This window comes from Erythrobacter sp. (assembly GCA_019739335.1).
Classification (GTDB): Bacteria; Pseudomonadota; Alphaproteobacteria; order Sphingomonadales; family Sphingomonadaceae; genus Alteraurantiacibacter.
This window is the reverse complement of sequence record CP073261.1, coordinates 489,206-515,827: the sequence shown is the minus strand read 5'-3', so window position 1 is coordinate 515,827 and position 26,622 is coordinate 489,206. Positions and strand designations below refer to the sequence as shown.

Below are 26,622 nucleotides of genomic sequence, written 5' to 3'. Positions count from 1 at the left end.
GAGTTCGATGTGAAAACATCTTCGTCCGATACCATCGAGCAGATGCTGGCACTCTCGCCGGGCGACTACGCGCTGCTAATTGCTGCAACGTTTGAGCAAATGGACAGGCCCACCAGAGCCCACGTGCTGGTAGCCAAAGAAAACCTCAACCCGATGTATGCGGGAATGAAATCAGCGTTTCACCAAGAGGGCGAGAGGTTTTCGATTGAGGACTTAATGCGGCTTGTTGAGGCAAGGCTACTGGCCGATGATATAAGCGAGATTGGTGAGCGGCGTTGGAGTTGGACGCTGCTGGCGTGTATGATCAAGAGACTTGAGCTAAATATTTCCGAAATCCCGGAATTTGTGGAAATCGCAGCCGTCATCTGGTGCCATCTTGCCGACGCAGCTCCATTGCTTAAGGGTTTGCTTCCACACAACATCGTTTGGTCACCGGAAGAGAAGGAATGGTTTGATCTTTCTCTTAGCGATGATGACTTAACTCAATGGACCCTAAACATCGTTGCGCCCAAAGTGTGTGCGAAACATCCCGTGGTTCAGAAATTTGCGCAAGACAGAGGGCTATGGGTGTTCAGACTTTAGCTCACTCTGCCGCCGAATAAACCCGCACCCAGTCCACTTCCATGAACAGTTCCCCCCCCGCGATCCGGTCTGCGGTTTCCTGCGGCATGCCCAGATAGGGTTCCTCGATCCCGTTGATCTTGTGCGGATAGATGCCGCCCACGGCGAAGTTCAGGATCACGTGCTGGGGATTGTCGAATACCCACTCACCGAAGAACTCGGCATTGGTGCGTGGGATGCGCATGGTCAGGCGGTCGTCGACGAAGAAGCTGATTTCGTCCGCTGTCCATTCGGCGGCATAGGTGTGCCACTGGGTCACGTCGGTGCCGGGGGCGAAGTACTGGCGGTCGGCGATGCCCAGATCGCCCGAATAGCCGGGGCCGTGGATGGCGACGCCGGTCCAGTCGGCTTCGCCGATATATTCCATGATGTCGATTTCGCCGGTGGTCGGCCAGGGCCCGTTGCCGAGCAGCCAGAAGGCAGGCCAGACGCCTTCGGCATCGGGCATCCGGATGCGCGCCTCGGCACGGCCATAGGTGAATTCGAACTTGCCGCGCGTGGTGATCCGGCCGGAAACGAAGTCGGCATTGCGCTCGGCATTGCTGTCCACGCCGGGGCGGTAGACCGGCTGGAGCACCAGCACCCCGCCATCGGCCCCTTCGGCGCTGCTCAGGAAGCGGATGGTATCGGGCGAATCGATATAGGCCTGCTCTTCGCGGTTGACCCAGAAATCCATTCCGACCGGGCTCCAGCGGCTCTGGTCGAGCGTGCCGGAATTGAACTCGTCGGCGAAGATCAGCGTGCGCTCCGCTGCGGCGGGTTCGGGCAGCGAAGCCGTCTGGCACGCGGTGAGGATGATCGGAGCGAGGGCGGCGAGCAGCAGTTTGTGTGTCATGCCAGCAGCCTAGCGCAGGCTTGGGCCTCCCGCCACCCGTCACGCTTTACTGGTCGGACAGATCCTCCATCAGCCCGGTGATATTGCCGATGGCGATGCGCGCCGGGCGGGTCGGGCTGCTGCGGTAGAGCGCGCGCAGGTAGGCCTGATCGAACAGCGTCATCCGCTGCGGAGCCATATCCGCGCCTTCGGGCGTAAACAGCGTCAGCACGGTCGAAACCGGGCCATTGTCAGCGGGCGGCTCGGTATAGGCGAGCAGCCGCATGGTCGCATAATCGGCGAGCGCGTGCGAATCGAGTTCGGCCAGCGCGCTGCGCTCCACCAGCATCACCGACAGTTCGATATCGGTGCGAATGCCGAGATCAAGGCGGGAGATCTGGCTGACTTCGTTGACCGGCGGCGGTTCGCCATTGATGAGGGCTTCCTGATAGGCACTGGCCAGTTCGAAACCGTCCGGCTGCACTTCGCCAGTATCGGGGTTGCGGGTGGAAATCAGGTTCCAGCCGCGCACCGAGCCTTCCTGACCGCGCACCTTGCGTAGCTGGTAGCGGGTGAGATGGCGGGTGAGGAAGGAGTCCTCGTCATGCAGCCGCTCGAACGTGGCATCGACATCGTCTACCACGATTACCCAGACATTGGCGCCGCAGCCGGGTTCCTCGGTAACCGGAACATCGGCGTCCAAGGCGTTGGCGACGATCCGGTCGAGCACGGCTTGCGCGTTCTCTTCGGACATGCCCCAGACTCCGGGGCAAACCGGACGCTGGAAGCGCGAGAGCGGGATCTGCGAGGCCTGCGAGCCGACGGTGATATCGCGCGCAGTGCTGCGGATATCGGCGGTCTCGATCCGCTCTCCCTGAACGACGATGGTATCCTGCGCCGCCACCGGGTTCGCCATCAGGGCCAGCACCGGAGCCACCGCCGTGCCCAGGGCGAGGCGAAAAATGCGGGTCATTCGGAGAGTCCTTCCAGTCAGGTTCATCTTCATTCGGCATTATCGCAATCGGCATTCGCTACCTGTCCTCATCGACAAGCAGCCTGTGGCCTTCGACGGATGACAGCGCGTCCGCGAATGCCTATGACCACTGCCACGCCCTTAGCACTTGTGCCGGAGTTTTCATGCGTTTTCCCATCCTTGCCACACTTTCCCCGGTTCTGGCCGCCCTGCTGTTGGCAGGCTGCACCGCCGACGAGCTGCCCGATCAGGAGCGGGTGATCGCCCCGGTGCTGACGAGCGAACAGGCCTTCGACGAGTTTACCTATGCCCGCCCGCAGGAAGCGCGGGTGACACATGTGGCGCTCGATCTCGATCTCGATTTTGAAGCCCGCCGTGTTGAGGGGACGGCCACGCTCGATGTGCAGGCGGCACCCGACGCGACCGAGATCGTGCTCGATTCCGACGGCCTGGTGATCGGCGGGATTGCCGACGGCAACGGCAATGCACTTGAATATACCGTGGGCGAGAGCGATCCCGAGAAGGGTGAACCGATCACCGTGCAACTGGGCGAACGCACCGGGCCGGACTTGCAGCAGGTGGTCATCACCTATGCCAGCGGGCCGGAAGCCGAGGCGCTGCAATGGCTCGATCCCGAACAGACGGCGGGCGGCACGCACCAGTTCATGTTCAGCCAGGGGCAGGCGATCCTCAACCGCAGCTGGATCCCCACGCAGGACAGCCCCGGCATCCGCCAGACCTGGGAAGCGAGCATAACCGCGCCCGAACCGCTGACAGTGGTGATGAGCGGCATCAGTCGCGGTGATCCCGAAGAGGGAGAGGAAGGCCGCCGCACTTTCGCGTTCGCGATGGACAATTCGGTCCCGCCGTATCTGATCGCGATTGCCGCCGGGAACCTCGAGTTCGCCGAACTGGGCGCGCGTTCGGGCGTCTGGGCGGAACCCGAAATGATCGCAGCGGCAGAGGCCGAACTGGTCGATACCGAAGCGATGATCGATGCTGCCGAAGAGCTGTTCGGCGACTATCGCTGGGGCCGCTATGACATGATTGTCCTGCCGCCCGCCTTCCCCTATGGCGGGATGGAAAACCCGGTGATGACCTTCCTCACCCCCACTTTCATCGCCGGAGACCGCTCCAACACGGGCCTTGTGGCGCATGAACTGGCGCATAGCTGGTCGGGCAATCTGGTGACCTATTCGAGCTGGCGCGATGGCTGGCTGAACGAAGGCGTCACCTCCTATCTGGAGAACCGCATCAGCGAAGTGGTGTTCGGCGAGGAGCGCGCGGCCCAAGAATATGCGCTGAGCTATGCCGCACTGGAGGAGATGGTCGAGGCGCAGGGGGCGGACAATCCGGTTACCGCGATGCGCACCCCCGATGGCACCAGTCCGTTCGATACGGCGGGCGAGGCCATCTACGACAAGGGCACGGTTTTCCTGCGTACCGTCGAAACCATCGTCGGGCGCGAGAAGTTCGATGCCTGGATCCGCAACTGGTTCGACAGTCACGCTTTCCAGCCTGCCACCAGCGAGATGTTCCTTGCCGACCTGCGCGAGAACCTGATCGCCGGCGATGCCGAGCTGGAAGAAGCGCTGATGCTCGACGAATGGGTTTACGGCACCGGCATCCCCGCCAATGCGGCGAAGCCCGATCAGGCAGCCTTTGCCGAAGTCGATACGGCGGCGGCGGCCTATGCTGCTGACCGCACCCTGCCGCTCGCCAGCGCCTGGACCGGGTGGACCGCGGCGGAGCAGCGGCGGTTCCTTGAAACATTGCCCGACGAGTTGACCGCCGCCGAGCTGGCATCGCTCAACGACAGCCTCAGCCTTGCCGGATCGGGCAACAATGAAGTGCTGTTCCTCTGGCTCGAAGCGGCGCTGCGCAACGAATACCAGCCCGCCGTACCGCAGGCCGAGCAGTTCCTGGCGCGGGTCGGTCGCAACAAGTTCGTCGCCCCGCTATTCCGGGCGCTGTGGGATACCGGGAGCTGGGGTCAGCCGATCGCCACGCGCATCTATGGTGAGACGCGTGGAAGCTATCACTCCATGACACGCGGTAACGTGGACGGGATTGTCGGGTTCGAGCCCGAAAACTAGTTTACGCGCCAACCGATCGGTTTGAAGCTGCCGCCGTTGCTCGCATAGGCCGAGCAGGCGGTGAGACCGATGATGAGGTCCATCCGCGCCTCCAGTTCCAGCACGTCCCCGGCTTTCGAGGGCGGCGGATCGACGCTCAGCGTGCCGGTGCTGCCGTTTACCGGAACGTTCATGAACACGTTGAAGGCGGTGGGAATGGCATCGCGCCCGACACCGAACGGTTCAAGAGCCTCGGCGAGGTTGCCGAAGCAGCCGCGGTGCACGGGCTTGTCCGGGTAAAAGTGCCGGAAGGTGTCTTCGCTGCAAGGCGTGAGCAGGAAATCGTGGCACCCGACATCGTCGCGGGTGATCGTCAGCATCGGGTTGGAGCGGTTTGACCACAAGGTGTGCCCCTGCGTCAGCCGGATCGTTTCCTCGTAGTCGAAAGTGCGCCCGTTGGACACGACCTCGGCCACGTCATCGGCGCTGAAAGCGAGCAGGTCCGAGACCTGGCAACCATCGACATCGATCACTTGCAGCTTCTGGCCTTGCTCCAGCCGGAAAGCGACACCCGAGCGCGGGGGAATGATATTCATCGGCAAGGTTCCGTGGGTTCAGGCGCGCTTGTCATCGAACGGCGGGATCCAGTCGGGTTCCACCGCGCGACCGCTGTACTGCCGGGCTTCGCTGGCATCGCCGTGCCGCGAAAGCATCGGATTGGCGTCCCCTGCGAGCTTGATATCGCGGTCGAGGATCGTCTCGCGCATCCGCTCGTAGCGGCCCTGCTCGCGCAGTTGCTCGAACTGGTCGTGCAGGTTGAACACCAGCGTCGGGCGCTTGAACCGCCGCGCGGGGCGGCTGGCGTTGGGATGCAGCCCGACGACGAAATAGCCCTCGCCCCCGAAGCTGAGCGAGAAGTGCGGATTCCCGGGGTCGGCGCTAACCCGCTCGTCATAGGGCTGGCCACGCCAGTGATCCTTGTCCGCCAGGGACTGGATCCGTTCCCATAGCGCGTGTTCGAACTGCTGTTCGGTAAGGTCCAGCGGCCCTTCGAAGATCACCGCCAGCGAACGCAGACCGCTGGGCTCATCGCGGTAGGCATAGGCCCACTCGAGCAGTTCATCATGGATTCTTACGTCATTCCACGCGCTGGTGATGTCGCGCGCAGGCACGACCTTCAGGCTGCCGCGTGCGAGCGCAGACTTGGCCCCCACGCAGGGAAATTCATCCTGCCTGATCCAGTCCTCCATTTCTTCGCGCAAGTGTTCGTCGGGTGACGTCAGCATGAGTATCTTTCGGAAATTCGTTTTGTCCTGAAACCCTTGCTGGCATGAGAGGTTCCTCTTGCTTAAACCTGAGCAATCAATTTGCTTGCCTGTTCCCGGCGAATTTGCGCACTATCTCCATACGATGCTGCGCCAGTATGAACTTGTCGAACGGGTAATGGCCTACGATCCGCAGGCGGACGAGGCGATGCTGAACCGTGCCTATGTCTATACGGTGCAGAAGCACGGTAGCCAGATGCGCGCATCGGGCGATCCCTATTTCAGCCATCCGGTCGAAGTGGCTGGCCTGATGACCGACCTGAAGCTCGATCAGGAGACCATCATCACCGCGCTGCTCCACGATACGGTGGAGGATACCCTTGCCACCATAGAGGATATCGAAAAGCACTTCGGCAAGGATGTCGCGCGGCTGGTGGACGGGGTGACCAAGCTCAGCAAGATCGAGCAGTTGCCCGAGAATGAGCGGGCGGCGGAGAACCTGCGCAAGTTCCTGCTGGCGATGAGCGAAGACCTGCGGGTGCTGCTGGTGAAGCTGGCGGACCGGCTGCACAACATGCGCACGCTGCACCACATCAAGTCGCCCGAAAAGCGCCTGCGCATTGCCCGTGAGACGATGGATATCTACGCCCCGCTGGCCGAGCGGGTCGGGATGTATGAATATATGCGCGAGATGCAGTTGCTCGCCTTCGAGCAGCTGGAACCCGAGGCCTATACCACCATCACCAACCGCCTGGAGCAGTTGCGCCAGTCGGATACCGGTCAGGTTGACCGGATCGCGCTCGACATCAAGCAGGCGCTGGCTGAATCGGGGCTGGCGGTGGAAGTCTGGGGGCGGGAGAAGCACCCCTATTCGATCTGGCAGAAGATGTCCGAAAGGCACCTTCCGTTCGAACAGGTCTCCGACATCATGGCCTTTCGCGTGCTGACGCAAAGCCCGTCGGATTGTTACCGCGCGCTCGGCATCCTCCACCAGACCTTCCAGTTCGTGCCGGGGCGGTTCAAGGATTACATCTCCACTCCCAAGAACAACGGCTACAAATCGCTCCACACCACGCTGTTCTACGATCGCTCGATGCGGGTGGAAGTGCAGATCCGCACCCGCGACATGAACGAGACCAACGAATTTGGCCTCGCCGCGCACTGGGCCTACAAGCAGGGGGACCGGCCCGACGGTGCGGTCGGCTGGCTGCGTGACCTGATCGAGATCGTCGACGCCAGCCACGATGCCGAGGAACTCCTCGAACACACAAAACTGGCGATTTACCAGGACAGGATTTTCGCCTTCACCCCCAAGGGTGCGCTGTTCCAATTACCCAAGGGCGCGACCCCGGTGGATTTCGCCTTCGCTGTCCACACCGCACTGGGCGCGCAGACGGTGGGCGCCAAGATCAACGGGCGGCACATGCCGCTCCGCACCACGCTCAACAACGGCGACGTGGTGGAGATCATCAAGGGCAAGAATGCCGAACCGCAGTTGAGCTGGCTCGGCTTCGTCGTCACCGGCAAGGCCCGCGCCTCGATCCGCCGGGCGGTGCGGCTGAAGGAGCGCGAGGAAGTGGCCGAGATCGGCCGCAAGCTGTTTGACGAAATCGCCGAACGTCTGCCCACGAGCGTCGGCAAGAAAGCGATCCGGCAGGCGGCCGAGCGGCTGGAATTCGAAGATGTCGAGGACCTGATGTACGCCATCGGCGCGTCCAAGATCGGCGACCGCGAAGTGATGGAAGCCATCGTGCCGGGCAGCACGGCGGACATGCCGGAGGAGCCGCAGCAGGGCCGGGCGATCTCGATCAAGGGGCTGACGGCGGGGGTAGGCTTCGATCTGGCCGAATGCTGCCACCCGCTGCCTGGTGATCGCATCGTCGGTTTGCGGCGCAGAGGCGAGGGGGTAGAGGTCCATGCCATCGATTGCCTCGAACTGGCTAACGGGGTGGACGCCGACTGGGTAGACCTTTCGTGGGGCGAACACTCGTACGGCGCTGTCGGGCGGCTCAACGTGGTGCTCTATAACCGCCCCGGCACACTGGCGGAAATGGCCGGGGTTTACGCGCGTAACAACGCCAATGTGATGAACCTCGAACTGACCCAGCGCGACGATCCGTTCCACACTTATGAGGTCGATCTGGAAGTGCAGGATCTGGCGCACCTGACACGGATCCTGAGCTCGCTGCGCGCGAACGATGCGGTGGCGCAGGCGGACAGGATTTGAGGCTTAGCCGAGTCCCCGCGAAGGCGGGGACCTCTCCCAGTAATGCGCAACCCCGCCCGAGGTCTCCGCCTGCGCGGGGACTCACACAAGGGTGAGTTCCACCTCCACCTCTGCATCCTCCACCAGCCCCTCGGTCTTGCGGACCGCCGCCTTCACCGGCAGCAACCACCCGCGCGCCTTGTCCGGAAACACCGAGGTAGCCCACCCGCTCTCCCCGATCCGCGCCCGCACCTTGAGCGAACCGAACCCCCGGCTGCGCCCCAGCTCCAATTTGCGCATTAAGGCCAGCGCCGAGAGCGTGTCCCCGGCTCCGCCGTCGATAGTGACGAAGTGCCACGCGGCGGCCCCATCGCCCTGCCATTTCCACAGCTTGCCTTCGTGGCTGACTATGTCCTCGTTCATGGGTGGACGCGGCGGATGGGAACCTCGACCGAGCAAATATCGACGCCGCCTGCCGAGACAGTGTAGAATTCATCGTTACGATTGGCGCGGACCTGAACGAGCTGCGCAAAGCTCTGGCTACTGGTATCGAGATATTCGAATGCGGGCGGGGCGGGCAATTCGCTCCCCAGCCGTACCGACATGATCGAGGTGCGCAGGTGTGCTTCCTCCTCGGTATAGAACCCCAGTTCACCCGACCCGCGCGGCAGGCTGGAGAGGTGCTGCATTCCCGCGATCACACGCCCGACCACGGCCAGATTGCGATCCATATGCCGCTGCGGCTGGCCGATGATGGTGTAAAGCTCGGCCCCCGTGCCGGTGTCGGGCGCATAATTGCGGCCAACGCCCACATAGCCGTAGCAGTGGATGGGCCAAACATTCAGTTCGTTGTCCGAAGCGATTGGCCAACCATCAACCCACACTTCGACGTCGGCGTAATAGCCCGTGCGAGGAAAACCGGAATAGCCATCGAGCCAAGCAATTCGGTGATCGGCCATCCCCTCGTACGCGTTCTCGAGGTTCTCCTCGACGAGCGGTCGATCCAAATCCTCAAAATCTGCGATGAATGGGCGGCCCTGGGTGTCCATCAAGGAATCCGGCAACGGCTTCGCCTCGGTCGCATCCCCCCACTGCGTCACGTAGTTGTCCTGCACCCGGTTGACGCTGGTCTCGTCCCACCAGTGCGCCCGCGCCAGGGTGCGGATGTTCTCCACCCACGGTTGGCTGAACGGCGGCGGGATCAGCTGGATCACCACCGTGCGTGGCTGGCCCGCTGCGTCGGGGGCAAGCTCCATCACCAGCAGGTCCTCAGCCGCAATGCGCACCCATTCCTCCGGCGCGGCTGCGGCGATCACCGAGGATGGTGTGACAGGGGCGGGGGCTTCCTGCGCGGTGGCCGGCAGGGCCAGCAATAAGGGCAGGGCGGCGAGGGCGAAAATGCGCATCAAATTGTAATCCTTCGTCATTGCGAGCGAAGCGCGGCAATCCATCTCCCGCCGTGGCAAATAGCGGAAAGGTCCGGAGATGGATTGCCGCGTCGCTGCGCTCCTCGCAATGACGAAAGTGGGAATCTACTCCCCTCCCGCTTGCGGGAGGGGCCGGGGGTGGGCCTGTCCAAAGCCTACCCCGCCATCTCCTCCAGCGCGTGCATATCCTCGTCCGACAGGCCGAAATGGTGCCCGATCTCGTGGATCACCACATGCGCCACCAGATGCTCGAGCGTCTCGTCCCCGCGCTCGGCCCATTCGTCGAGGATCGGGCGGCGGAACAGCCGCACCCGGTCGGGCATCGTGCCCGAATGCTCGATGCTGCGTTCAATCAGTGGCAGGCCTTCGTAAAGCCCGGTCAGCTCGAACGGATTGTCCATCCCGAATTCGGCCAGCACCTCCTCGTCCGGCCATTCCTCCACCAGCAGCACCACTTCGCCCATCTGCGCCGCGAACGGCTGCGGCAACCGGTCGAGCGCGGCGCGGGCCATCACCGTCATTTCCTCCGCCGATGGAGCGATCCCGATTTTGCGCATCATGGCCGCGAGACTTAGGGTGGACAGACACGCTTGTCATCAGCCTCCGCCTCCGCTAGGCGCGCGCCTTCTGATACGTCAGTCAGGCAATGCGGAGCGGTGGCCGAGTGGTCGAAGGCGCACGCCTGGAAAGTGTGTATACGTCAAAAGCGTATCGAGGGTTCGAATCCCTCCCGCTCCGCCACCGACCCCCGGCACTGGTCTCAGCCTGAAGTTACCCCGCACAAGTCGCCGTAGCAGGGGCATAATATCAGGCACTTGCGTAACGGCGGCGTTCGCTGCGGCGTCTCTTCGGCGATATCAGGGGCGTTTTGCGCGGCGCGTCTCTGGCGAGATGAGCATCGGTGCGGTTTCCCTGCTCAACAGGGAATAGCAGGGAAAATATTGCATTTCGCCTGATAATCAGGCCGATTTCGGGGGTTTTGGCGATCTTGCGCGCGAGAATATAGCGCCTTTTCCGTAGCTTGTGCCTGCGAAAACGGGGTTTCCCTGTTATTCGACGGAACAGGGGTATTATTCGCCCGAACAGGGACATTATTCGGCGATAACAGGCTTGTTATTGCGCAGAACAGGGAGCGGCGTGATCGCTGTTCTGGTCCCACCGAAGCGCCTCGCGCTGCTGCGACCAGGCGAGCGGAATGGCCAGCGTCTTCATCGCCTCGAGGTTGAAGTGGTGAGGCTGGAGCCCGCGCAGGATGTCGCGCTGGAGGTCGGGGGCAAGGAAGGCGAGCCGCAGGATCGCCCGGTCGTAGAACGATGCCGGTGAAGAGGTCAGCACCGGCTGGCCGCGCTCGCGACCGAGCATGGCGTGGGCCTTGCGCAGCGAGGCAATCAGGACAGGATCGGGACGGGCCTGCCGTGGCTGGCCGCGCACCACCATGCGCTTGCCACCGCGCAGTGGGAGAGAAAGGGGGAGGAGGATGGTCGCGGTGTCTTTGGTCTCGTGGAGGATGCGCTCTTCGTGCGAGAGGTTGGTCGCGAGATCAGCCGGGCGAACACCGGTCAGCTCGAACAGCAGCCCGTCATGGCGCAGGCGCACAAGGGCAAGATGCGCTAGTTGGCTTTCCTGCCGCGGCAGCCATCGTTTAAGTGCATCGCAGACGAGCTTCTCGATCGCTGGCGCGGGCAGGCGACGCAACTGGTCATCGTTCGCCTTGATGCCCTGCTGCAGCGAGGCCGAGACGTAATAACGATAGGCTCGGCCCGACTGCCCGCGCGAAGTGGTCGGGCTCATCGGCTCGCCATCGCGGTCGAACAGCTTGCCACAGAGCGCGGCCTTCGCGGTGCGGGTGGTGGCGGTCGAGCGATGCCGCCGGGCATTGGCATCGAGGTGCTGCTGGACCTTGTCGTACAGCTCCTGCGGTACAATGCCGCAGTGCTGGCCTTCGTGGAGCTGGTCCCTGTGGCGGATCCGGCCGATGTAGACAGGGTTGCGCAGCAGGTGGAACAACGCCCCGCGGCTGAACGGGGCGCCGCCGGTCTCGCGGCCTCTGGCACTTGTCCGGTGCCGCGAGAAGATCTGCTGCTGCGCCAGTTCGCGCTGCAGGGCGTGCACGGTGCCGAGTTCGAGATAGCGGGTGAAGATCGCGCGCACTGTTGCCGCTTCCTCCTCGTTGACCTCGAGCACCCGCGATCCCGCCCTGGGCAGGTCGTAGCCCAGCGGCGGGTTGCCGCCCATCCACAGGCCCTTCGCCCTCGAGGCCGCAATCTTGTCGCGGATGCGCTCGCCGGTCACCTCGCGCTCGAACTGGGCGAACGAGAGCAGCACGTTGAGCATCAGCCGCCCCATCGAGCTGGTGGTGTTGAACGACTGGGTCACCGAGACAAAGCTGACCCCTGCCTTCTCGAACACCTCGACGATGCGGGCGAAGTCAGCCAGCGAGCGTGTCAGTCGGTCGATCTTGTAGACCACCACGATGTCGACCTTGCCTGCGGCAATGTCGGCGAGCAGGGCCTGCAGCCCGGGACGCTCGATATTGCCGCCCGAATAGCCGCCGTCGTCATAGTGACCGGGCAGCTGGGTCCAGCCCTCGCTGGCCTGGCTCAGGACATAGGCCGCGCAGGCCTCGCGCTGGGCATCGAGACTGTTGAATGACTGCTCGAGCCCTTCCTCGGAGCTCTTGCGGGTGTAGATCGCGCAACGGAGTATGGGAGGAGCCATCAGCTGCTCCGCAGGCCGAAGAAGCGGGGCCCGTTCCAGCGCGACCCGGCAATCGCGCTGGCAGCAGCCGACAGGCTGGGGAACAGCTGGCCTTCCCAGCGGAACCCCTGCTCCTCGACTGTCACCTGCACTTCGCGGCCCTGCCACTGGCGGGTGAGGACGGCGCCATTGCCAAGGTGCCGTCCCTCGGGCTCGACCGGGCCGCTACGGGAAAGCATCCGCTTGGTCTCGGCATCGAGCCCGCCGAGTGCGGCGGACTGGATGCGCCACGCCAGCAGCAGCCGCAGGATCGGCGCCGAGCGCAGCGGCGGCGGGGCGCCCCAGCGCTGCCGCCAGAGCGCGCGCAGTGCCTCGAGATCCATGGTCTCGAGAGCTTCGACCTGTGCGTCGATGCGGGTGTCGACATATCGGGCGCCCTCGTAAGCATCCGCGACACGCGCAGTGGTAGCCACGGCGCTCATGCCGCCTTTTCCGCGTGGTAGCGGCGGGTGCCGTCGAGCTTCTCCGAAGTAATGGTCAGCCCGCGCTTCTTGAGCGCACCCGCCATTGCCCCGCGTACCGAGTGCTGCTGCCAGCCGGTGGCAGCGACCATCTCGGCAATGGTGGCGCCGGTCTCGCGGGTCAGCAGCGCCTGCAACTGGTCGAGCCGCGAGGGCGCCTTGGGTGCAGGGGAGGATGTTGCAAAAGCAGCGGAAGCAGCGTCCTTGTCGCTAGCATCAGGTGTTGCTGCAGCTTCGGCCTGGGAGGCAGCGGCGACCTGCGGGGTGCGGGCCATGCGCCGCGGCTTGCGGGTGATGGTTGTGGCGGTGCTCTTGGTGGTCTCGGTTATGATGGTGTCCTTCGGTAGCGCGGGGCCGGGGTGGCCGCCGCTACCGGGACAAGCCCGACTCCGCCGGGCGCAGGACCAGCAATGCTCGAATACGCGCCCCGATCCAGTCCTAGTGGGTGGAATGACAGCGGATGGTCCCAACTTGGCCTCTTAGGGGTGAGGGAAGGGCGGGTTTGCGCCCCAACCGCAGACGTTCGACGGTTGAGTTGGAATCCCCGAAAGCGGTCATTCACAGATCAGAGAGTTTCGGCTCGATCTGTCTGCAATAGGATTACGGCCTCTTCCTCGTCGACTAGCATGAGTCGCGGCGGCGTCCTTAAGCCAAGGCTTTGTGCCATCTGATTCTCCGCCCGAGTGAGATCTTCGCATACTATGGCGAGGCGGTGCCGGGTGCGCCAAGGGAGATCTGAAAAGCGCGGAACTTCGCGTCGGCGGGTGAAGAGCATTTCAAGAATTGGCACTTCTAGAACCCACCGCGATGGAAGGGCAGGATGAGGAACGCGGCGGCTTCGAGGAGAAGGGCCAGCAGGATCAATCGCAGCGCCCAAGTGCGGCGAATGGCGCTCATGGCGTTCCCTTTCAATTGCTCTTCATAAGCGACGGCGTAGCTTGCGGCGAGAATGCTTCTCGCCGCCGCATCCCTTTCGCTGTCTTGCAACTCTTCTTCAGAAATAAGGTCCGGCAGCCGGGGCGGCTCATGATAGACGAACAGCCATTCCGACATAAGCACCTGGTAAGCCGAAGCAAACAATGCGGCCACCGAGCAAAGCGCCAGAAGCAAAATAGCCACGGTGGAGAGTTGCTCCAGTCGCTGGACATCGATCTCGACGGTAAGCGTGCTCAGGGCAAATACCGCAAAGGAAATTGCTGCGACGGGAGTGCTGAGACTACCCCTAATCGCCTCACGCCGCGCCCGCTCGGCGAAGAAAATCTGGCGCGCATGCTCCAGATGGACTGTAGTGACCTTCGTCATCGCCCCGTCATCCGGCGAGTGTGGCGGAAACGCGCGTAGCGATTCAGCAGATCATTAATGAGCTGATCGCGCGTAAACCCCGTCACATCGTGCGGCTGATCGCTCTCGGAACTGTGTGCCATTGCGCGGAAATGGCGCTGCTCCCCGTCAGAAGATCTGGTCCGCTCAAGCCAGATGAAGCTTGGAGAGAGGAAACTTCTCGAGCGGATCACATAGGAGAATTCTCCTCTTTCGCCGTGGGGAATCTTCAGGTTGAGGCGGTCGGCCTCCTCCGATATCTCGGGCGAGAAGCCGCTCTCGCGCATCTGATCAGCGACGGCCTCCAGCGCAGGTCTGACTGTCGTTTCGATGAAGCTCGCGATCTGGTCGGCGCTGAAGTGCTGCATGAGTGAGGTCAGCCGCTGCTTCCAGCCGAGCTCGGGATCAGTGGCAGCAGTTCCGGTGCCCGAAAGATCGATCGTTGAACCCTCCTTTTCCATCTGCAGCGCGCGCAAGAGGCCAAAGCAGATGAAGATCATGATCACTGCAAAAGGCAAGGCGCTGGCGATGGCAGCGGTCTGCAATGCCTGAAGACCGCCGGCAAGGAGCAGCACACCCGCAACCGCGCCGGCGCACACGGCCCAGAAGATGCGCTGCCACACCGGAGGATTTTCTGCAGCGCCCGATGTGATCGTGTCCATGACTAATGCGCCGGAATCCGCAGAAGTCACGAAGAAGGTGATCACCAGAAGCGTCGCGATAAAGGAGGTGACAACGCTGAATGGTAGCGCCTCCAGCGTCTCGAACAGAGCAACGGGAAGATTGGTGAGAGCGGTTTTGGCGATGGGAGCAACTCCGCTCATGTCGAGAGCGATTGCGGTGTTGCCGAACACCGTCATCCAAAGGAAGCTGAACAGCACCGGCACCAATAGCACACCGCTGATGAACTCGCGGATCGTCCGGCCGCGGGAAATCCGAGCTATGAACATGCCGACGAACGGGGACCAGGCGATCCACCATCCCCAGTAGAATAGGGTCCAGTTACCAAGCCACGGGTTGGGCTCATACGCGTAGAGACGAAAGGTGCGCTGGACGAGAGAATCCAGATAAGCACCTATGTTCTGCAGATAGGCATCGAGCAGGAATATCGTTGGACCAACGAACAAAACGAAGCAGAGAAGAATGACGGCAAGGATAATGTTCAGCTCCGACAGTCGCTTTACTCCGTTGTCGAGGCCCAGAAAGACCGACACCGTCGCGATAGCGGTAATAGCTGCAATCAGGAGCAATTGCGTGGTCACTGAAACCGGGACGCCGAACAGGTGGTCAAGACCCGCATTCACCTGGAGAACGCCCAAACCGAGCGACGTGGCTACCCCGAACATCGTTCCTATGACTGCGAAGATGTCGACGGAGTGCCCGATAGGCCCAAAGATGCGCCGCCCGATGAGCGGATAGAGCGGTGAGCGCAGGGCCAATGGCAGCCCGCGACGAAAAGAGAAATATGCCAGCGCGAGACCCACGACGATGTAAATGGCCCAGGCGTGGAGTCCCCAATGGAGGAACGTCAGAACCATCGCTTGGCGCGCAGCCTCGAAGGTGCCGCCTTCGCCGACCGGAGGAGCGGCATAGTGTTGGATGGGTTCCGCAACGCCGAAGAATACAAGGCCGATGCCCATCCCAGCGCTGAACAACATCGCAAACCATGAAAGGTAGCTATAATCGGGCTCGCTCTCATCAGGCCCGAGCTTCACCTCACCGTGTCGGCTAAACATGAGATAAATAACAAAAACCAGGAAACCGGCGACTGCAGCAACGTAGAACCACCCAAAATCCGCGACGATGAACGCTTGCACGCGTGTGAACAGCATTGCTGCGGGTTCCGCAAAGACAGCGCCCAAAATTGCAAAGAGCAGGATAAGTCCCGCCGAGATGTAGAAGACTGGTGGATTGACCTGAATTCGCCAGCTGTCCGCTAATGGAGCGGCTTCCTTCAGAACGGTATCGGACAAAACATCTTCCTGCTGGCGCTTGATATTGTCTTTCAAACGCAGCGGACGGCGTTCGGTTGCAAGATACCGCCAAGGCTAATCATGCGAGCGAGGGAGCGGGTCGAGCTCGGCTGCAGCAGGTGTGGTGCGCGGCAGTATCTGATAGGACTGCTGCAACTCGCTTGGCACCGGCTCACGGCGAAGCTGCCGCCAGAGCGCAAAGACTAGCGTGAGCAAGGCACACGCTCCGATGAACAGGAACAGACCTCCTTCACCTGCAGCCGTCATTACCCCGGCACTCATGGTGGGGCCGGCAGCAGCCCCGATCGAATAGGTAAGCACCAGACCCCCGCTCGCGCTGACCCGCTGATCCGCGCTAAGATGATCGTTGGTATGCGCCACACAGAGCGGATAAAGGGCAAAGCTCAGTCCGCCAAAGACAGTTCCGAGGATCAGAAGCACGGGGCCGGGCCCCGCCAGCCGTGCCAAGCCGCCGCAAACAGCTGTCGCTCCTAACAGTGTTGCGACGATGACCGCTCGCCGGTCAAAACGGTCAGAAAGCCACCCAACTGGCCACTGCAGCGCGACGCCTCCGGCGATCACCACGCTCATGAAGAAGGCTATGTCCGACATCTCCAGCCCTAGGCGACGCGCGTATACGGCTCCCAGGCCATAGAAGGCGCCGAGCATTAGCCCTGTCATGCCGCACCCTACTACTCCCAGCGGCGATGCCGTGTAGAGATCGCGGACTGAAAAGAGAGCCTGTTGCGCCAATGCCGGTTCTTTCAGGCGAGTCAGCGCGATTGGCAGAATGGATAGCGAGACCAGCAGGGAGGATGCCATGAAAGGTGCTGCGGCAGATCCGTCGAGGTTGAGGAGGAACTGCCCCAGCGCCTGCCCCGCATAAAGCGAGATCATGTAGGCAGCGAGGATCGATCCGCGGGTGCTGGGCTCGGCTCGCTCGTTGAGCCAGCTCTCGAGGCAGACGAAGACGACGGCTACGCATAGTCCGTCAATGAAGCGCAGCAGCGCCCAAAATCCGGTATTCTGAAAAACTGTGTATGCCAGGGTGCTCGCTGATAGAAGGGCGACTGCCGCAGCGAATGTGCGGATATGCCCTACGCGGCGAATAATCGGCGAAGCGCGTATCGCTCCGATGGTGAGGCCGATGAAATAAGACGTCGCTACCAGTCCGATGATCCCCGACTGTGTTCCTGCGCTCTCCAGTCGGAAGCTGACTAGCGTCGAAATGACTCCGTTGCCCGCCATAAGCATGAAGATGGCCAAAAGCATGCTGCGAGTTGTGATGAAGGAGCTAAGCACAATATCTGAATCGCTCCTCAAGCACTCCGTTCCCCGTGCGACCTCGGGACCCTTCCGACGTCGGTGATCTAAAAAGTGAATTCGGAAGCTCGCCACGATAGAGAGGGTGGGATCGGACGTGGCCAAACCGCGGGTTAGCCGCCCGTCTTGTTTCCCCTTTTTCGGTGTTCTAAACCGGACAGGCAGAAGACGGCCCAGTTGCTGAATGTCCGGAGTTGATAAACTGCCGGTCGGCTATGCGCCTTCATCTCAGCCGTTCAGTCGGCTCCGAGGCGATTCCAAAACTTGCCGTTAGTGCACAGGCGGCGCCGGACTGCCCCTATTCCTCTGGGCGGAACGTCCACATCGCGTGAGTGGCCTTCGCACCCGCCAGAATCTCGGCGACGTCCACCGGGGCGAGGTGCCGCGTATGCGCCCCAACAACGGCCCATGCGGCTTTAATCCCTAGTTCCTAAACCGGACGCAAGTCCGACGAGCGCGCAGTCACAGCCGCGCAAAACAGATTGCAACCCCCAGCGCTGTCGATGAATGAGATCCGGCCAAAAAATCCTAACATTGACCTGCAGAACCGGATCAACCGGCTCGCCGTTCACCTTGGATTATCGTGTTAGCCCTCTGCAAAACTTCCTAAGGCATCACGCAATGGACCGAGCCACTGTGAATAGGGTTTCCAGATCGCTATGCCATCCCGATTAAGAGGCCGCCTTACTTGCTCACTGCTGGGAGTCCGCACAACCCGGTCCAGCTTATGAAAATCGAGCACCGCATCCTCCCATCCAATGTCTAGGTATTGGAGCGCGCTTCCGATCTGTTCCTGGGGATTTTCAACAAGTTTGCGATAGTCGATATGATGCACCATCCCGGGTGAAACCAGATCGAGGTGCGTATGCAGTCGAACATTGTCGACATAACTGCGCCCCACGTCTTCCAGCGTGAAGGATGCTGGATGGGCGCTAGTAAAGGACTGGGTGAAATTGGAAAAACAGCAATCCATTCCGGAGCGACGAATATCGATGAAACGCGCTTGGGGTAGGATCTTGCGGATGAAAAGAATATTGCTCCAGTTGTGTGGCAGTTTGTCGATAAAGAGCTGCTTTCCAAAGCGCCTGTGCAAGTTTGCGCGTTCGAGATATTCTCGCCCAAAGTCGGAAGCCTGTTCCGGAGACATTGCGGTTATGGCCTGAGGAACGGTCATTTTTCCACGCCGCGTCGCCATTTCCATGAAGCCCCGGAGGATGGCAGGAATGTAGGGGAGCTCTCCGACGGGCTCGATCTGCGAGTGCGATCCAAGCATCTGTTCAAGCAAAGTCGAGCCGGAGCGGGGTAGCGAGACGACGAAAATTGGTGTCCCTTCGCCCACAGGGTCCTTCGGTAAGCCTCGCATAAAGGCCTGATCAATTCTGAGTTCGATCTCGCGGATTTCCTCTGTCAACTCGGCAGGGTTGTAATTAAGCGAAGCGGCGCGAATTTGATTGCCGATTTTGTAGTGGGCAAATGCCTCCTCATACTCAGCATGGTCATGGAAGGCGCGTGCCATAGCAAAGTGAAGCGGTGCCCGGTGACGGTCATCTGCCGCCATCGCAAGCGCAGTCCGCATCGTAGCTATGTCCTCATCGACCAAGATGCGGCTCTTGATACTCGCTAGTCCCCACCAAGCGTCGCCGAACCCGTCATCTATGGCAATTGCTCGGCGGTACGCAGCGACCGCGTCCTGAACCATCCCGTCTGCGCGCAGACTATGCCCGTAGGAAATCCAAACTTGAGGATTGTTCGCATGTGTGTCGGCCAAATCCCGAAAGATCTCGCGCGATTTATCTTGCTGAGCGGTCTTTTCATAAATCGACGCCAAAACCAGACGAGTATTGGGATCCGGTCGCTCTTCTAGCAATTCCTCGAACATGGGGATCGCAAGTGCCGGTCGGGCTTGTTGGTTGATTACCGAGGCAAGCATATGACGGATGTCGAATTCTCGCGCGCCAAGCTTAATCGCCTTGCGTAAGAAGTGCTCGGCCTGGCCTAGTGCCCCCAGCCTGTTTGCTGCTTCGCCCAACAGCGCCAAGGCTTGGGGATTGTCATGATTGTGGCGCAAAAATTCGATCAGACTCTGCGCCGCCAGCTCGTACTTTCCGTCAGCAATAAGCTCCTTGGGGCGGTAGAGCCCAGGGTGTGATGGTACTGTCCCATTGAGCACTGGGGTGCCTGCCTCTCCACTCATACATATCCCAGCAACTTGCGCAGGCCCGGAGCCTGATAGTCAACGAGTGCCCGATGGCGCTCCCCCAATTTAGAGGGGAGTTCAACCCCTACACCGGTCAGGTTTTCGCGTGCGGTCGCGCTTTCTTGCCGATTTGAGCCGACGCGTACGCGCTCGGCCCAGTCAGTGGGAATAGCAATGCTGCAAGCATCGAGCAGTGATGTAAAGAATTTTTCGGCTTCAGGACTGTCGAGATCTGTCACGTGATGCGAGAGATCTTCGAATTTCACTATATGGCACTTCGCGCCGAGCCATGCAGCAGCGTTGAGTTCATAGATGGCGTTCAATGAGGGCAACTTCTGCGGCAAGCCAAAAATCATCATTGTAAGCAGTTCGTCACCTGACAATTCATTGTTCTTCAGGTGCTCGATGTTGCCTCGGAACTGCTCCGAGAGGATGAAGCGGGCACGTGCCAAGACCCAGTCATAGGGGTCGCGGAAAAGTAGTATCCGGCGGGTCTGGGCCGTTTCGATTGCCGAAGCGTCAGAAAAGAACAGGTGCCCCCAGCTCAATCTGGGCTCGGCTGGATCAAATGCCTTGAGGTGCGTCTGAAGGTTCCCCCATTGGATGAAATCTGCGGCATGATGCTGTTCGACGGGCACGAACATTCGAAGAATGTTACGCAGCAAGTGGCTGCCACTCTTGGGAATCGAGTTAAGAAAGACTGGCCGCATCAATCGCGCTTGCGCGAAACGGGTATTCGCCTCGTCCAAATTGTCACGCTGAACTAATATTTCCGGCATTCTTGTTCCTCACGGCTCGACCTAACAAGAGGGGCGGCATGTTACCATGCCGCCCCCACTCTGTCAGTCTGTTGCCTGGCTATCTTGAGATCAGAAATTCAGCGAGACGTTGACGAACGCGCGACGCCCCACGAACGAATATTGCGACGCCGCCACGACGGGGCCAAGCAAACTGATCTGTCCACCATTCAGAACGGAAACCCGCGGAGGCCGTGTATTAAAAATGTTGCTGACCCCGGCAGTTATCGCGGCGCGACCATCGGCGATTTCCTGCGTCAGGGAGAAGTTATGGTAGAACGTGGTCGGGGTCGTCAGGTCCGGGCAATAACGGCCATAGATCGGCAGATCTCCGGCCGGATTGTCTGTATTGAAGGAATCGAGACAAGGGTCGCCACCGGTGGCTTCGAGGAAGTCCTCGACATTCGAAGTTCCGGCAATGATGTTGATGCCGTAGAATGCGCTGAGACCAGACGGGTGCGCCCAAGTGGCACGAATGTCCCCAACCCATTCTGGCGACCCGGCTTCACCATTGGTAGATTCGACGGCCGAAGTCGGAAGCAACTGGAAATCGTCGTCAAGCTGCCAAGTCGCCTCGGCTCTCAGGGTAAGAAGTCCCGCGCCGCCAAGGTCATGTGATATGTTGAGTGATCCATCGATCCCCGAGTTTCGCTGGCTCGCGATGTTGATGTACTGGTCGTATATCTCGTCAATCTGGTAAATTGCCGTCGCATTTTGGCCTCGCGTAAACAGATTGCAAAGCGGTTCGTTGGCAAAGTCTTCCGAATTGTAACATCCGCCCAAGATCGTCGCCGCCCCAAGCTGCGAAATCTCGCCATCGACCTTGATATCGAAATAATCGACGGCAAAGCTGATATCTGTGTCCGGGAGGAACGCGAAGTTGGGCGTCAAGACCATGCCCACGACCAACGCTTCGGACGTCTCGGCTTCGAGAATTCCGAGTCCACCCGATGCGAAAGCCGTAGCAGTGATTCCGCCGCCGCCATAGTCACCGGGGATACCGTCAGCAGCGCAATTGTCGGCGACGCGCTGTGAGGTAGTTCCTGCAGCAAGCCCCCCTTGCCAATTAATGCACGGATCGATCCGCTGGTTCACAAAGCTTGTTTCGTCGGCGAGGAACTGCTCGAACAGCGCCGGTGCACGGAACGATGTACCGAAGCTCCCACGGAAACGAAGCCATTCAGTCACGGACCAGTTTACGCCTAGCTTGTAGGTGAAATTGTCACGGTCTTCGGCCCACTCACCATCAGATGCCCGGGTAGCCCGAACATTCGTCATTCGTCCGGCAAGAGAGAGGGTCAAGTCTTCGAAGAATGGTCTGTCCGCGAGAAGGGGGACATTCAATTCCGCAAAAGCCTCGGTGGTCAGGGTTCGGCCCGCAGTGATCCCACCCGCCGTGGCACCCCAGGCATTTGCTGCAAGCGTAATCTCACCTGGAGTGTCATTGATTTTGTCCCCGCGAGCCGCAACACCAAAAGCGACACCGATCGGACCAGCAGGTAATTCGAACAGCTCGCCCGCGACAACTGCCTCACCCGACAACTGGGTGTAAACCGTGCGGCCCTCCTCCCAGTCAAACAGGAAAGCTATCTGTTCCGCGGTAAGGTTGCCCCGTAAGAACTCAGGATCGGCCCACGGAATATCGATGCACTGGCGACCTGAAACGGGCGTTGTCTGCCCGACACAGGAACTGGTCTGAAAATAACCCGTGTCATAGGCATCCTGCAGGATCTGCTGGGCACGATAGCGACCATCGCTTCGGCTGTACTGGATGTAGGCTTCGTACGTCCAGTTGCCGCTGCTTGATAAGTCGCCGCGCACGCCTGCCACGCCGCGATAATAATCGACAGTCTGACTGTTGTCCGCCTGGTCAGTAATTGCAGTGGGACTCAGGTAATTTACACCCTCAAACCCGTCAGCCCAATAATTGTAGGAATCTCCCGGTCCGGTCCCGTAGAGTTCGCCCGTATAGCCGAAGTTCCAGAATTGGCGCCAGCCGTTCTGGTACGTTTCGCGACGATTGAATAGGAACTCGCCGAACAATTCGACGGAGTCGTTTATCTCGAACGACCCCTCAACGTAACCCGTGTAAAGATCAGTTTCAGGAATAATGGTCTGGTCTTCAACGAATGGGTGGTATGCATTCTGAACAGCCATTGATGCAGCGTCGTAACCAGTCGGGAACCAGCCTGCCGGTGCCCCGAAATCGCCAGCGTAAGCGGGAGAGCCATACGCCGGAATGCCGAGCGTGCCGGCGCCCGGCCCGTCTGCGTATTGGTATTGCAGCAAAACCGTCCTGCCGAATGGTGAGGTCTGAGTGCCCGTGTCTGCCCCCCCTGGGCCATCGAGACGCAAGTTGTCGATAAGGTTGTATGTCCAGATGTGGCCCCACCGCAGGTCTTCACAATGCGGTTGGCCAGTTCGGGGATCGATCAGGTCTGACCGGTTCCCGCTCTCATCGAAAATGTTAGCCTCGGGGCAGGCAAGATAGCCTCGATCACCGCGGGTCAATTCATTGGTGTGTGAATAGTCAGCCGCGATGGTGATGTGGCCACGACTGAAATTCTGCGTGTAAGCGATGCTACCGCGATATTCCTCGCCCCCGGAATCAAATGGCATAGAGACGTTGAAATCGACAGCCAGACCGTCTTCCCGGCCACCGGTGAAAATATTCACGACCCCCGCAATAGCGTCCGACCCGTAGATGGACGATGCGCCGGTTTTCAGAATCTGGATGTCGTTAACGATCGACAATGGAAGCACATTGAGGTCGAAAGACGAAACGGCACCGCGTGTACCCGCGGGACCTGCCCGGCGACCGTTGAGCAGAACCAGCGTTCGATTGGGACCAAGTCCGCGAAGATCGATAGTCTGTGCACCGGGGCCGCCATTCGTCACGAAATTCGATGACAGGGCAGAGGTTATCTGTGTCGAACCCGAGGCAACCGGCGAACTTTGCAGCGCACTCGCAAGATCAAGCTTGCCTTCTTGGCGGGCAATTTCAGGGCTGACGATGGTAATCGGGTCGGGGCTATTGAATGGCGTCACTGAAGTAATGCGCGAACCTGTCACGACAATCGCGTCAGCAACATCTCCCTCCGGAGTTTCGACGATGGTTGGATCTTGTTCATCTGCATCCTGCGCAGCGGCGCCTGTCGAAAGTGCAATGGCAGCGAGCCCCGCGCCCGCGCAAAGGACATAACGGTTCGCTTTCGTAAAATCGGAAGCCTTCTTGGGCATCAAGCCCTCCCCTTCTGGTTTCGGAATGGGTCATTGCCTACCGGTGGAGGGTCAATTTGCAAGGCAAAACAGCGTCAAATTGTGGGAAAGCCGTCAACCGAAGCCCGATAGAGCCCCGCCAACGCATTTCGGATATAGTCAATTAGAACGCTTTCAGTCGCTCAGGTCTGCGCGCTTGTTTCATCGTCGACCGGTAGTGAGTGAAGCAACCTGACCTTCCAGATGGGTATGTCAGCGGCAGCTTACCGCGAGTTAAGCCCGAAAGTTGCCAGTCTTCTAGCGGCCCAGTTGCTGAATGTCCGGAGTGGCCTTGTCAGAGCAAATGCACCGGAGGCTCTGTCAGAGCAACGTGGCAGCTCGCGCCGTGCCCTGCTAGCCAGCACTGATGCCACGCAAATCTCGAGCCCTGCCGCCAAGTCCATTCCGCCGTTTCAACTCCTCACCAGAGGTGATCCGTCTGGTGGTGCTGATGTACGTCCGATTTCCACTGAGCCTGCGCAATGTGGAAGACCTGCTGTTCGAGCGGGGGATCGATGTTTGCCACGAGACGGTGCGTTTCTGGTGGAACAGGTTCGGCCCTATGTTTGCGGCTGATGTCCGGCGCCAGCGGGTCAGCCGGATGAAGGGCTTCCGCCACTGGAAATGGCACCTCGACGAGGTCTACGTGAAGATCAATGGCGAGATGCATTACCTGTGGCGGGCGGTTGACCAAGAAGGGGAGATACTCGAGAGCTACGTCACCAAGACCCGCGACAAGAAAGCCGCACTGCGGTTCATGAAGAAGGCGCTGAAACGCCACGGTTCGCCTGCCGAGATCACCACAGACGGCCTGCGCTCGTACAGAGCGGCGATGACCGAGCTGGGAAACACAGCAAAGCAGGAGGTGGGACGCTGGGCCAACAACCGGGTGGAGAACAGCCACCTGCCGTTTCGGCGAAGGGAGCGAGCGATGCTCAGGTTCCGACAGATGAAGAGCTTACAGAAGTTCGCCTCGGTACACGCCAACATCCACAACCACTTCAATCTCGAACGCCACTTGATCGACAGAGAGACCTACAAGAACCGCCGCTCGGCCGCCATGGCCGAGTGGCAGAACCTCGCGGCATAAACCGCGCCGGGGAAGGGGCGACCTCGCCAATCGGAGACGAGTTGCGGTTAGACTGACAGCACCTTTGCGGCTGATGTCCGGCGCCAACGGGTGAGCCGGATGAAAGGCTTCCGCCAGGGGAAGTAGCACCTTGATGAGGTCTACGTGAAGATCAACGGCGAGATGCATTACCTGTGGCGAGCAGTGGACCAGGAGGGCGAGGTCCTCAAGAACTACGTCACGAAGGCGAGGGACAAGAAAGCAGCACTCCGGTTTATGAAGAAGGCGCTGAAGCGGCATGGCTCGCCTGCCGAGATCACCACTGACGGCCTGCGCTCGTACAGGGCAGCGATGACCGAGCTCGGAAACACCGCAAAGCAGGAGGTGGGACGCTGGGCCAACAACAGGGTCCAGAACAGTCACCTGCCATTCCGGCGAAGGGAACGGGCGATGCTCAGGTTCCGACAAAAGAAGAGCTTACCGAAGTTCGCCTCGGTCCACGCCAACGTCCAAAACCACTTCAACCTCGAACGCCACCTGATCGACAGAGAGACCTACAAGAACCGCCGCTCGGCCGCACTGGCCGAGTGGCAGACCCTCGCGGCATAACCCGCGCCGGTGAAGGGGAGGACTGTTCCAATCGGAGACGAGTTGCAGTTGGACTGGCAGCACCGCCAAAATCTGTTGTATTTACTCATTTGTTTCCCGGCTGGGGAAGTCGGTCCCTAAACCGCCCCCCCTAAAATTGGCATACTGCTAGCCGTGGTAGGGGTTTGATCGCCACATCACGCTCGCACAACACGCCCAATTCTTGTCGTGTCGATACTCCGTGATCGAACTGTCGCGGATGCGCTCTACGGCCTCATCGATTGCGCTTAAGGGCACGAGGAATCACTCGCGAGGTTTGACCGGGTTACCGAAGCGATGGTGGATAGTAAGATCGAGCGCGGCAGGGGCGAAGAATTTGTGAATCATGTTGTCGAGTTGCGTGCGATTAACGTTAAAAAGCTTATAGGTGGCGACGATTTCGACGCCCGCGAGCGGTGCTGTCAGTCTAACCGCAATTCGTCTCCGATTGGCGAAGCCCTCCTCTACCCCGGCGCGGTTTATGCGGCGAGGGTCTGCCACTCGGCCAGGGCGACCGAGCGGCGGGCTTGTAGCTCTCTCTGTCGATCAGGTGGCGTTCGAGGTTGAAGTGATTATGGACGTTGGCGTGGTCCGAGGGGAACTTCTGTAGCGACTTCATCTGCCGAAATCGCCGCATCGCCCGCTCTCGTCGTCGGAACGGCAGGTCGCTATTTGCGCCAGCAGGAGTTCGAGAGCGGTGGCTCTGACGAGGTCGGGCACGCGCCGGTCATCGGCTGGGAAATAGCGCTTCGAGACGTGAGGAATAGCCTCGCTATCTGATATCTTCCGGCTTACCCTCGGGAAGCTCGGCGACCTTGGCCAGCGTCATCACCTCCGCCATCTTCTTTACGTGCAACTTTGCCAGCGCGCTGCCCCGGTGGAGTTCGACGGTGCGCACGCTAAGCCCCAGTCGATGTGCGACATCCTTGTTGGAATCTCCCCGCATCAGGTGACCGATAACCTCGTATTCACGATTGGTGAGCTTGTTGAACAGGCTACGTGCATCTTCCCGCACGCGAAGCATGGCCTCTGTTTTCCTGAGGACACCGTAAGCATCTTTCAGCGCCGCTTGCAGTTCTTCCGGACCGAATGGCTTTTCAAGGAACTCTATTGCCCCCAGCTTCATCGCTCGCACTGCGATCGAGACATCGCCATGTGCTGTCATGATGATCACCGGCCAGGAATTCTCACGCTCGGAAAGCATTTCGAGAAGTTGGATTCCATCGATGTCGGGCATGCGTATGTCGATAAGGATCGGTGCCGGGGCGAGTTCGGGCAGCTGCTCCATGAAATCCTTCGCGCCTGCAAATGGCCATGCGGTGATGGACATCGATCCGAGCAGGAAGTGGAGCGACTTGCGTACGTCCCGGTCGTCGTCGATAACGTAGACTTGGCGTTCCTCTGTGCGTCCGCGGAGCGGCGCTTCGATTGCTTCGGCTTCCATGGCAATCTCCCAGAA

General features: G+C 60.4%; 21 protein-coding genes, 1 tRNA gene and 1 pseudogene. 6 read left to right on the top strand and 17 right to left on the bottom strand.

Going from position 1 to position 26,622, the window contains the following annotated elements:
- The first annotated feature begins 9 nt into the window (after positions 1–9).
- A complete protein-coding gene (locus JY451_02530; protein QZH75509.1) occupies positions 10–582 on the top strand; it encodes a hypothetical protein in 573 nt (190 codons plus the stop codon).
- Between the two features lies 1 nt (position 583).
- On the opposite strand, the gene JY451_02525 is transcribed toward JY451_02530, so the two are convergent.
- The gene (locus JY451_02525) at positions 584–1,456 is read right to left on the bottom strand and encodes a glycoside hydrolase family 16 protein (GenBank protein ID QZH75508.1); all 873 of its coding nucleotides are present in this window, start codon (positions 1,454–1,456) and stop codon (positions 584–586) included.
- A 46-nt stretch (positions 1,457–1,502) separates the two neighbouring features.
- Entirely contained in the window at positions 1,503–2,408 is a 906-nt protein-coding gene (locus tag JY451_02520; GenBank protein ID QZH75507.1) for a hypothetical protein, read from the bottom strand.
- Between the two features lie 164 nt (positions 2,409–2,572).
- On the opposite strand from JY451_02520, the gene JY451_02515 reads away from it, so the two are divergent.
- Entirely contained in the window at positions 2,573–4,504 is a 1,932-nt protein-coding gene (locus JY451_02515) for a M1 family metallopeptidase (protein ID QZH75506.1), read from the top strand.
- Here JY451_02515 and JY451_02510 read toward each other — a convergent pair.
- Together JY451_02510 and JY451_02505 are read right to left on the bottom strand one after the other, a co-directional pair.
- The gene (locus JY451_02510; GenBank protein QZH75505.1) at positions 4,501–5,079 is read right to left on the bottom strand and encodes an urea carboxylase-associated family protein; all 579 of its coding nucleotides are present in this window, start codon (positions 5,077–5,079) and stop codon (positions 4,501–4,503) included. The genes JY451_02515 and JY451_02510 overlap by 4 nt on opposite strands.
- 18 nt (positions 5,080–5,097) lie before the next feature.
- A complete protein-coding gene (locus tag JY451_02505) occupies positions 5,098–5,769 on the bottom strand; it encodes a YqcI/YcgG family protein (GenBank protein QZH75504.1) in 672 nt (223 codons plus the stop codon).
- A gap of 124 nt (positions 5,770–5,893) precedes the next feature.
- Between JY451_02505 and JY451_02500 the strand changes: the two genes are divergently transcribed.
- Complete coding sequence (locus tag JY451_02500) at positions 5,894–7,975, top strand: bifunctional (p)ppGpp synthetase/guanosine-3',5'-bis(diphosphate) 3'-pyrophosphohydrolase (GenBank protein ID QZH75503.1); 2,082 nt, start codon at positions 5,894–5,896, stop codon at positions 7,973–7,975.
- A gap of 81 nt (positions 7,976–8,056) precedes the next feature.
- On the opposite strand, the gene JY451_02495 is transcribed toward JY451_02500, so the two are convergent.
- The 3 genes from JY451_02495 to JY451_02485 all read right to left on the bottom strand — a co-directional run bounded on the left by JY451_02495 (position 8,057) and on the right by JY451_02485 (position 9,941).
- Entirely contained in the window at positions 8,057–8,377 is a 321-nt protein-coding gene (locus JY451_02495; protein QZH75502.1) for a DUF1905 domain-containing protein, read from the bottom strand.
- The gene (locus tag JY451_02490) at positions 8,374–9,360 is read right to left on the bottom strand and encodes a peptidylprolyl isomerase (protein QZH75501.1); all 987 of its coding nucleotides are present in this window, start codon (positions 9,358–9,360) and stop codon (positions 8,374–8,376) included. The genes JY451_02495 and JY451_02490 overlap by 4 nt, the downstream gene beginning before the upstream one ends.
- 176 nt (positions 9,361–9,536) lie before the next feature.
- Positions 9,537–9,941 carry a metallopeptidase family protein gene (locus tag JY451_02485; GenBank protein ID QZH75500.1) on the bottom strand — a complete coding sequence of 135 codons (405 nt, stop codon included), beginning with the start codon at positions 9,939–9,941 and terminating at the stop codon, positions 9,537–9,539.
- A gap of 90 nt (positions 9,942–10,031) precedes the next feature.
- On the opposite strand from JY451_02485, the gene JY451_02480 reads away from it, so the two are divergent.
- A tRNA-Ser gene (locus tag JY451_02480) sits at positions 10,032–10,122 on the top strand.
- A gap of 372 nt (positions 10,123–10,494) precedes the next feature.
- Here JY451_02480 and JY451_02475 read toward each other — a convergent pair.
- From JY451_02475 to JY451_02435, 9 genes are all read right to left on the bottom strand, one after another.
- Complete coding sequence (locus tag JY451_02475; GenBank protein ID QZH75499.1) at positions 10,495–12,099, bottom strand: recombinase family protein; 1,605 nt, start codon at positions 12,097–12,099, stop codon at positions 10,495–10,497.
- Positions 12,099–12,560, bottom strand: coding sequence for a DUF2924 domain-containing protein (locus JY451_02470; GenBank protein QZH75498.1), 462 nt, complete (start codon positions 12,558–12,560; stop codon positions 12,099–12,101). The genes JY451_02475 and JY451_02470 overlap by 1 nt, the downstream gene beginning before the upstream one ends.
- On the bottom strand, positions 12,557–12,874 hold the full coding sequence (locus JY451_02465; GenBank protein QZH75497.1) for a DUF3489 domain-containing protein: 318 nt from the start codon (positions 12,872–12,874) through the stop codon (positions 12,557–12,559). The genes JY451_02470 and JY451_02465 overlap by 4 nt, the downstream gene beginning before the upstream one ends.
- A 517-nt stretch (positions 12,875–13,391) precedes the next feature.
- The gene (locus JY451_02460; GenBank protein QZH75496.1) at positions 13,392–13,901 is read right to left on the bottom strand and encodes a hypothetical protein; all 510 of its coding nucleotides are present in this window, start codon (positions 13,899–13,901) and stop codon (positions 13,392–13,394) included.
- Positions 13,898–15,841 carry a BCCT family transporter gene (locus tag JY451_02455; GenBank protein QZH76516.1) on the bottom strand — a complete coding sequence of 648 codons (1,944 nt, stop codon included), beginning with the start codon at positions 15,839–15,841 and terminating at the stop codon, positions 13,898–13,900. Before JY451_02455 ends, JY451_02460 begins: the two co-directional genes overlap by 4 nt.
- Positions 15,842–15,967: 126 nt before the next feature.
- The gene (locus tag JY451_02450; protein QZH76515.1) at positions 15,968–17,164 is read right to left on the bottom strand and encodes an MFS transporter; all 1,197 of its coding nucleotides are present in this window, start codon (positions 17,162–17,164) and stop codon (positions 15,968–15,970) included.
- Between the two features lie 637 nt (positions 17,165–17,801).
- Positions 17,802–19,385 (bottom strand): sulfotransferase, encoded by a 1,584-nt coding sequence (locus JY451_02445; GenBank protein ID QZH75495.1) that lies wholly within the window; start codon positions 19,383–19,385, stop codon positions 17,802–17,804.
- 20 nt (positions 19,386–19,405) lie between these two features.
- Positions 19,406–20,191 carry a hypothetical protein gene (locus JY451_02440; protein QZH75494.1) on the bottom strand — a complete coding sequence of 262 codons (786 nt, stop codon included), beginning with the start codon at positions 20,189–20,191 and terminating at the stop codon, positions 19,406–19,408.
- A 90-nt stretch (positions 20,192–20,281) separates the two neighbouring features.
- Positions 20,282–23,449 carry a TonB-dependent receptor gene (locus tag JY451_02435; protein QZH75493.1) on the bottom strand — a complete coding sequence of 1,056 codons (3,168 nt, stop codon included), beginning with the start codon at positions 23,447–23,449 and terminating at the stop codon, positions 20,282–20,284.
- Positions 23,450–23,855: 406 nt separating this feature from the next.
- Between JY451_02435 and JY451_02430 the strand changes: the two genes are divergently transcribed.
- On the top strand, positions 23,856–24,557 hold the full coding sequence (locus tag JY451_02430) for an IS6 family transposase (GenBank protein ID QZH76514.1): 702 nt from the start codon (positions 23,856–23,858) through the stop codon (positions 24,555–24,557).
- Between the two features lie 63 nt (positions 24,558–24,620).
- Positions 24,621–25,145: pseudogene (locus JY451_02425) on the top strand (DDE-type integrase/transposase/recombinase).
- Positions 25,146–25,935: 790 nt separating this feature from the next.
- On the opposite strand, the gene JY451_02420 reads toward JY451_02425, so the two are convergent.
- Positions 25,936–26,607 carry a response regulator transcription factor gene (locus JY451_02420; protein QZH75492.1) on the bottom strand — a complete coding sequence of 224 codons (672 nt, stop codon included), beginning with the start codon at positions 26,605–26,607 and terminating at the stop codon, positions 25,936–25,938.
- Between the last annotated feature and the right edge of the window lie 15 nt (positions 26,608–26,622).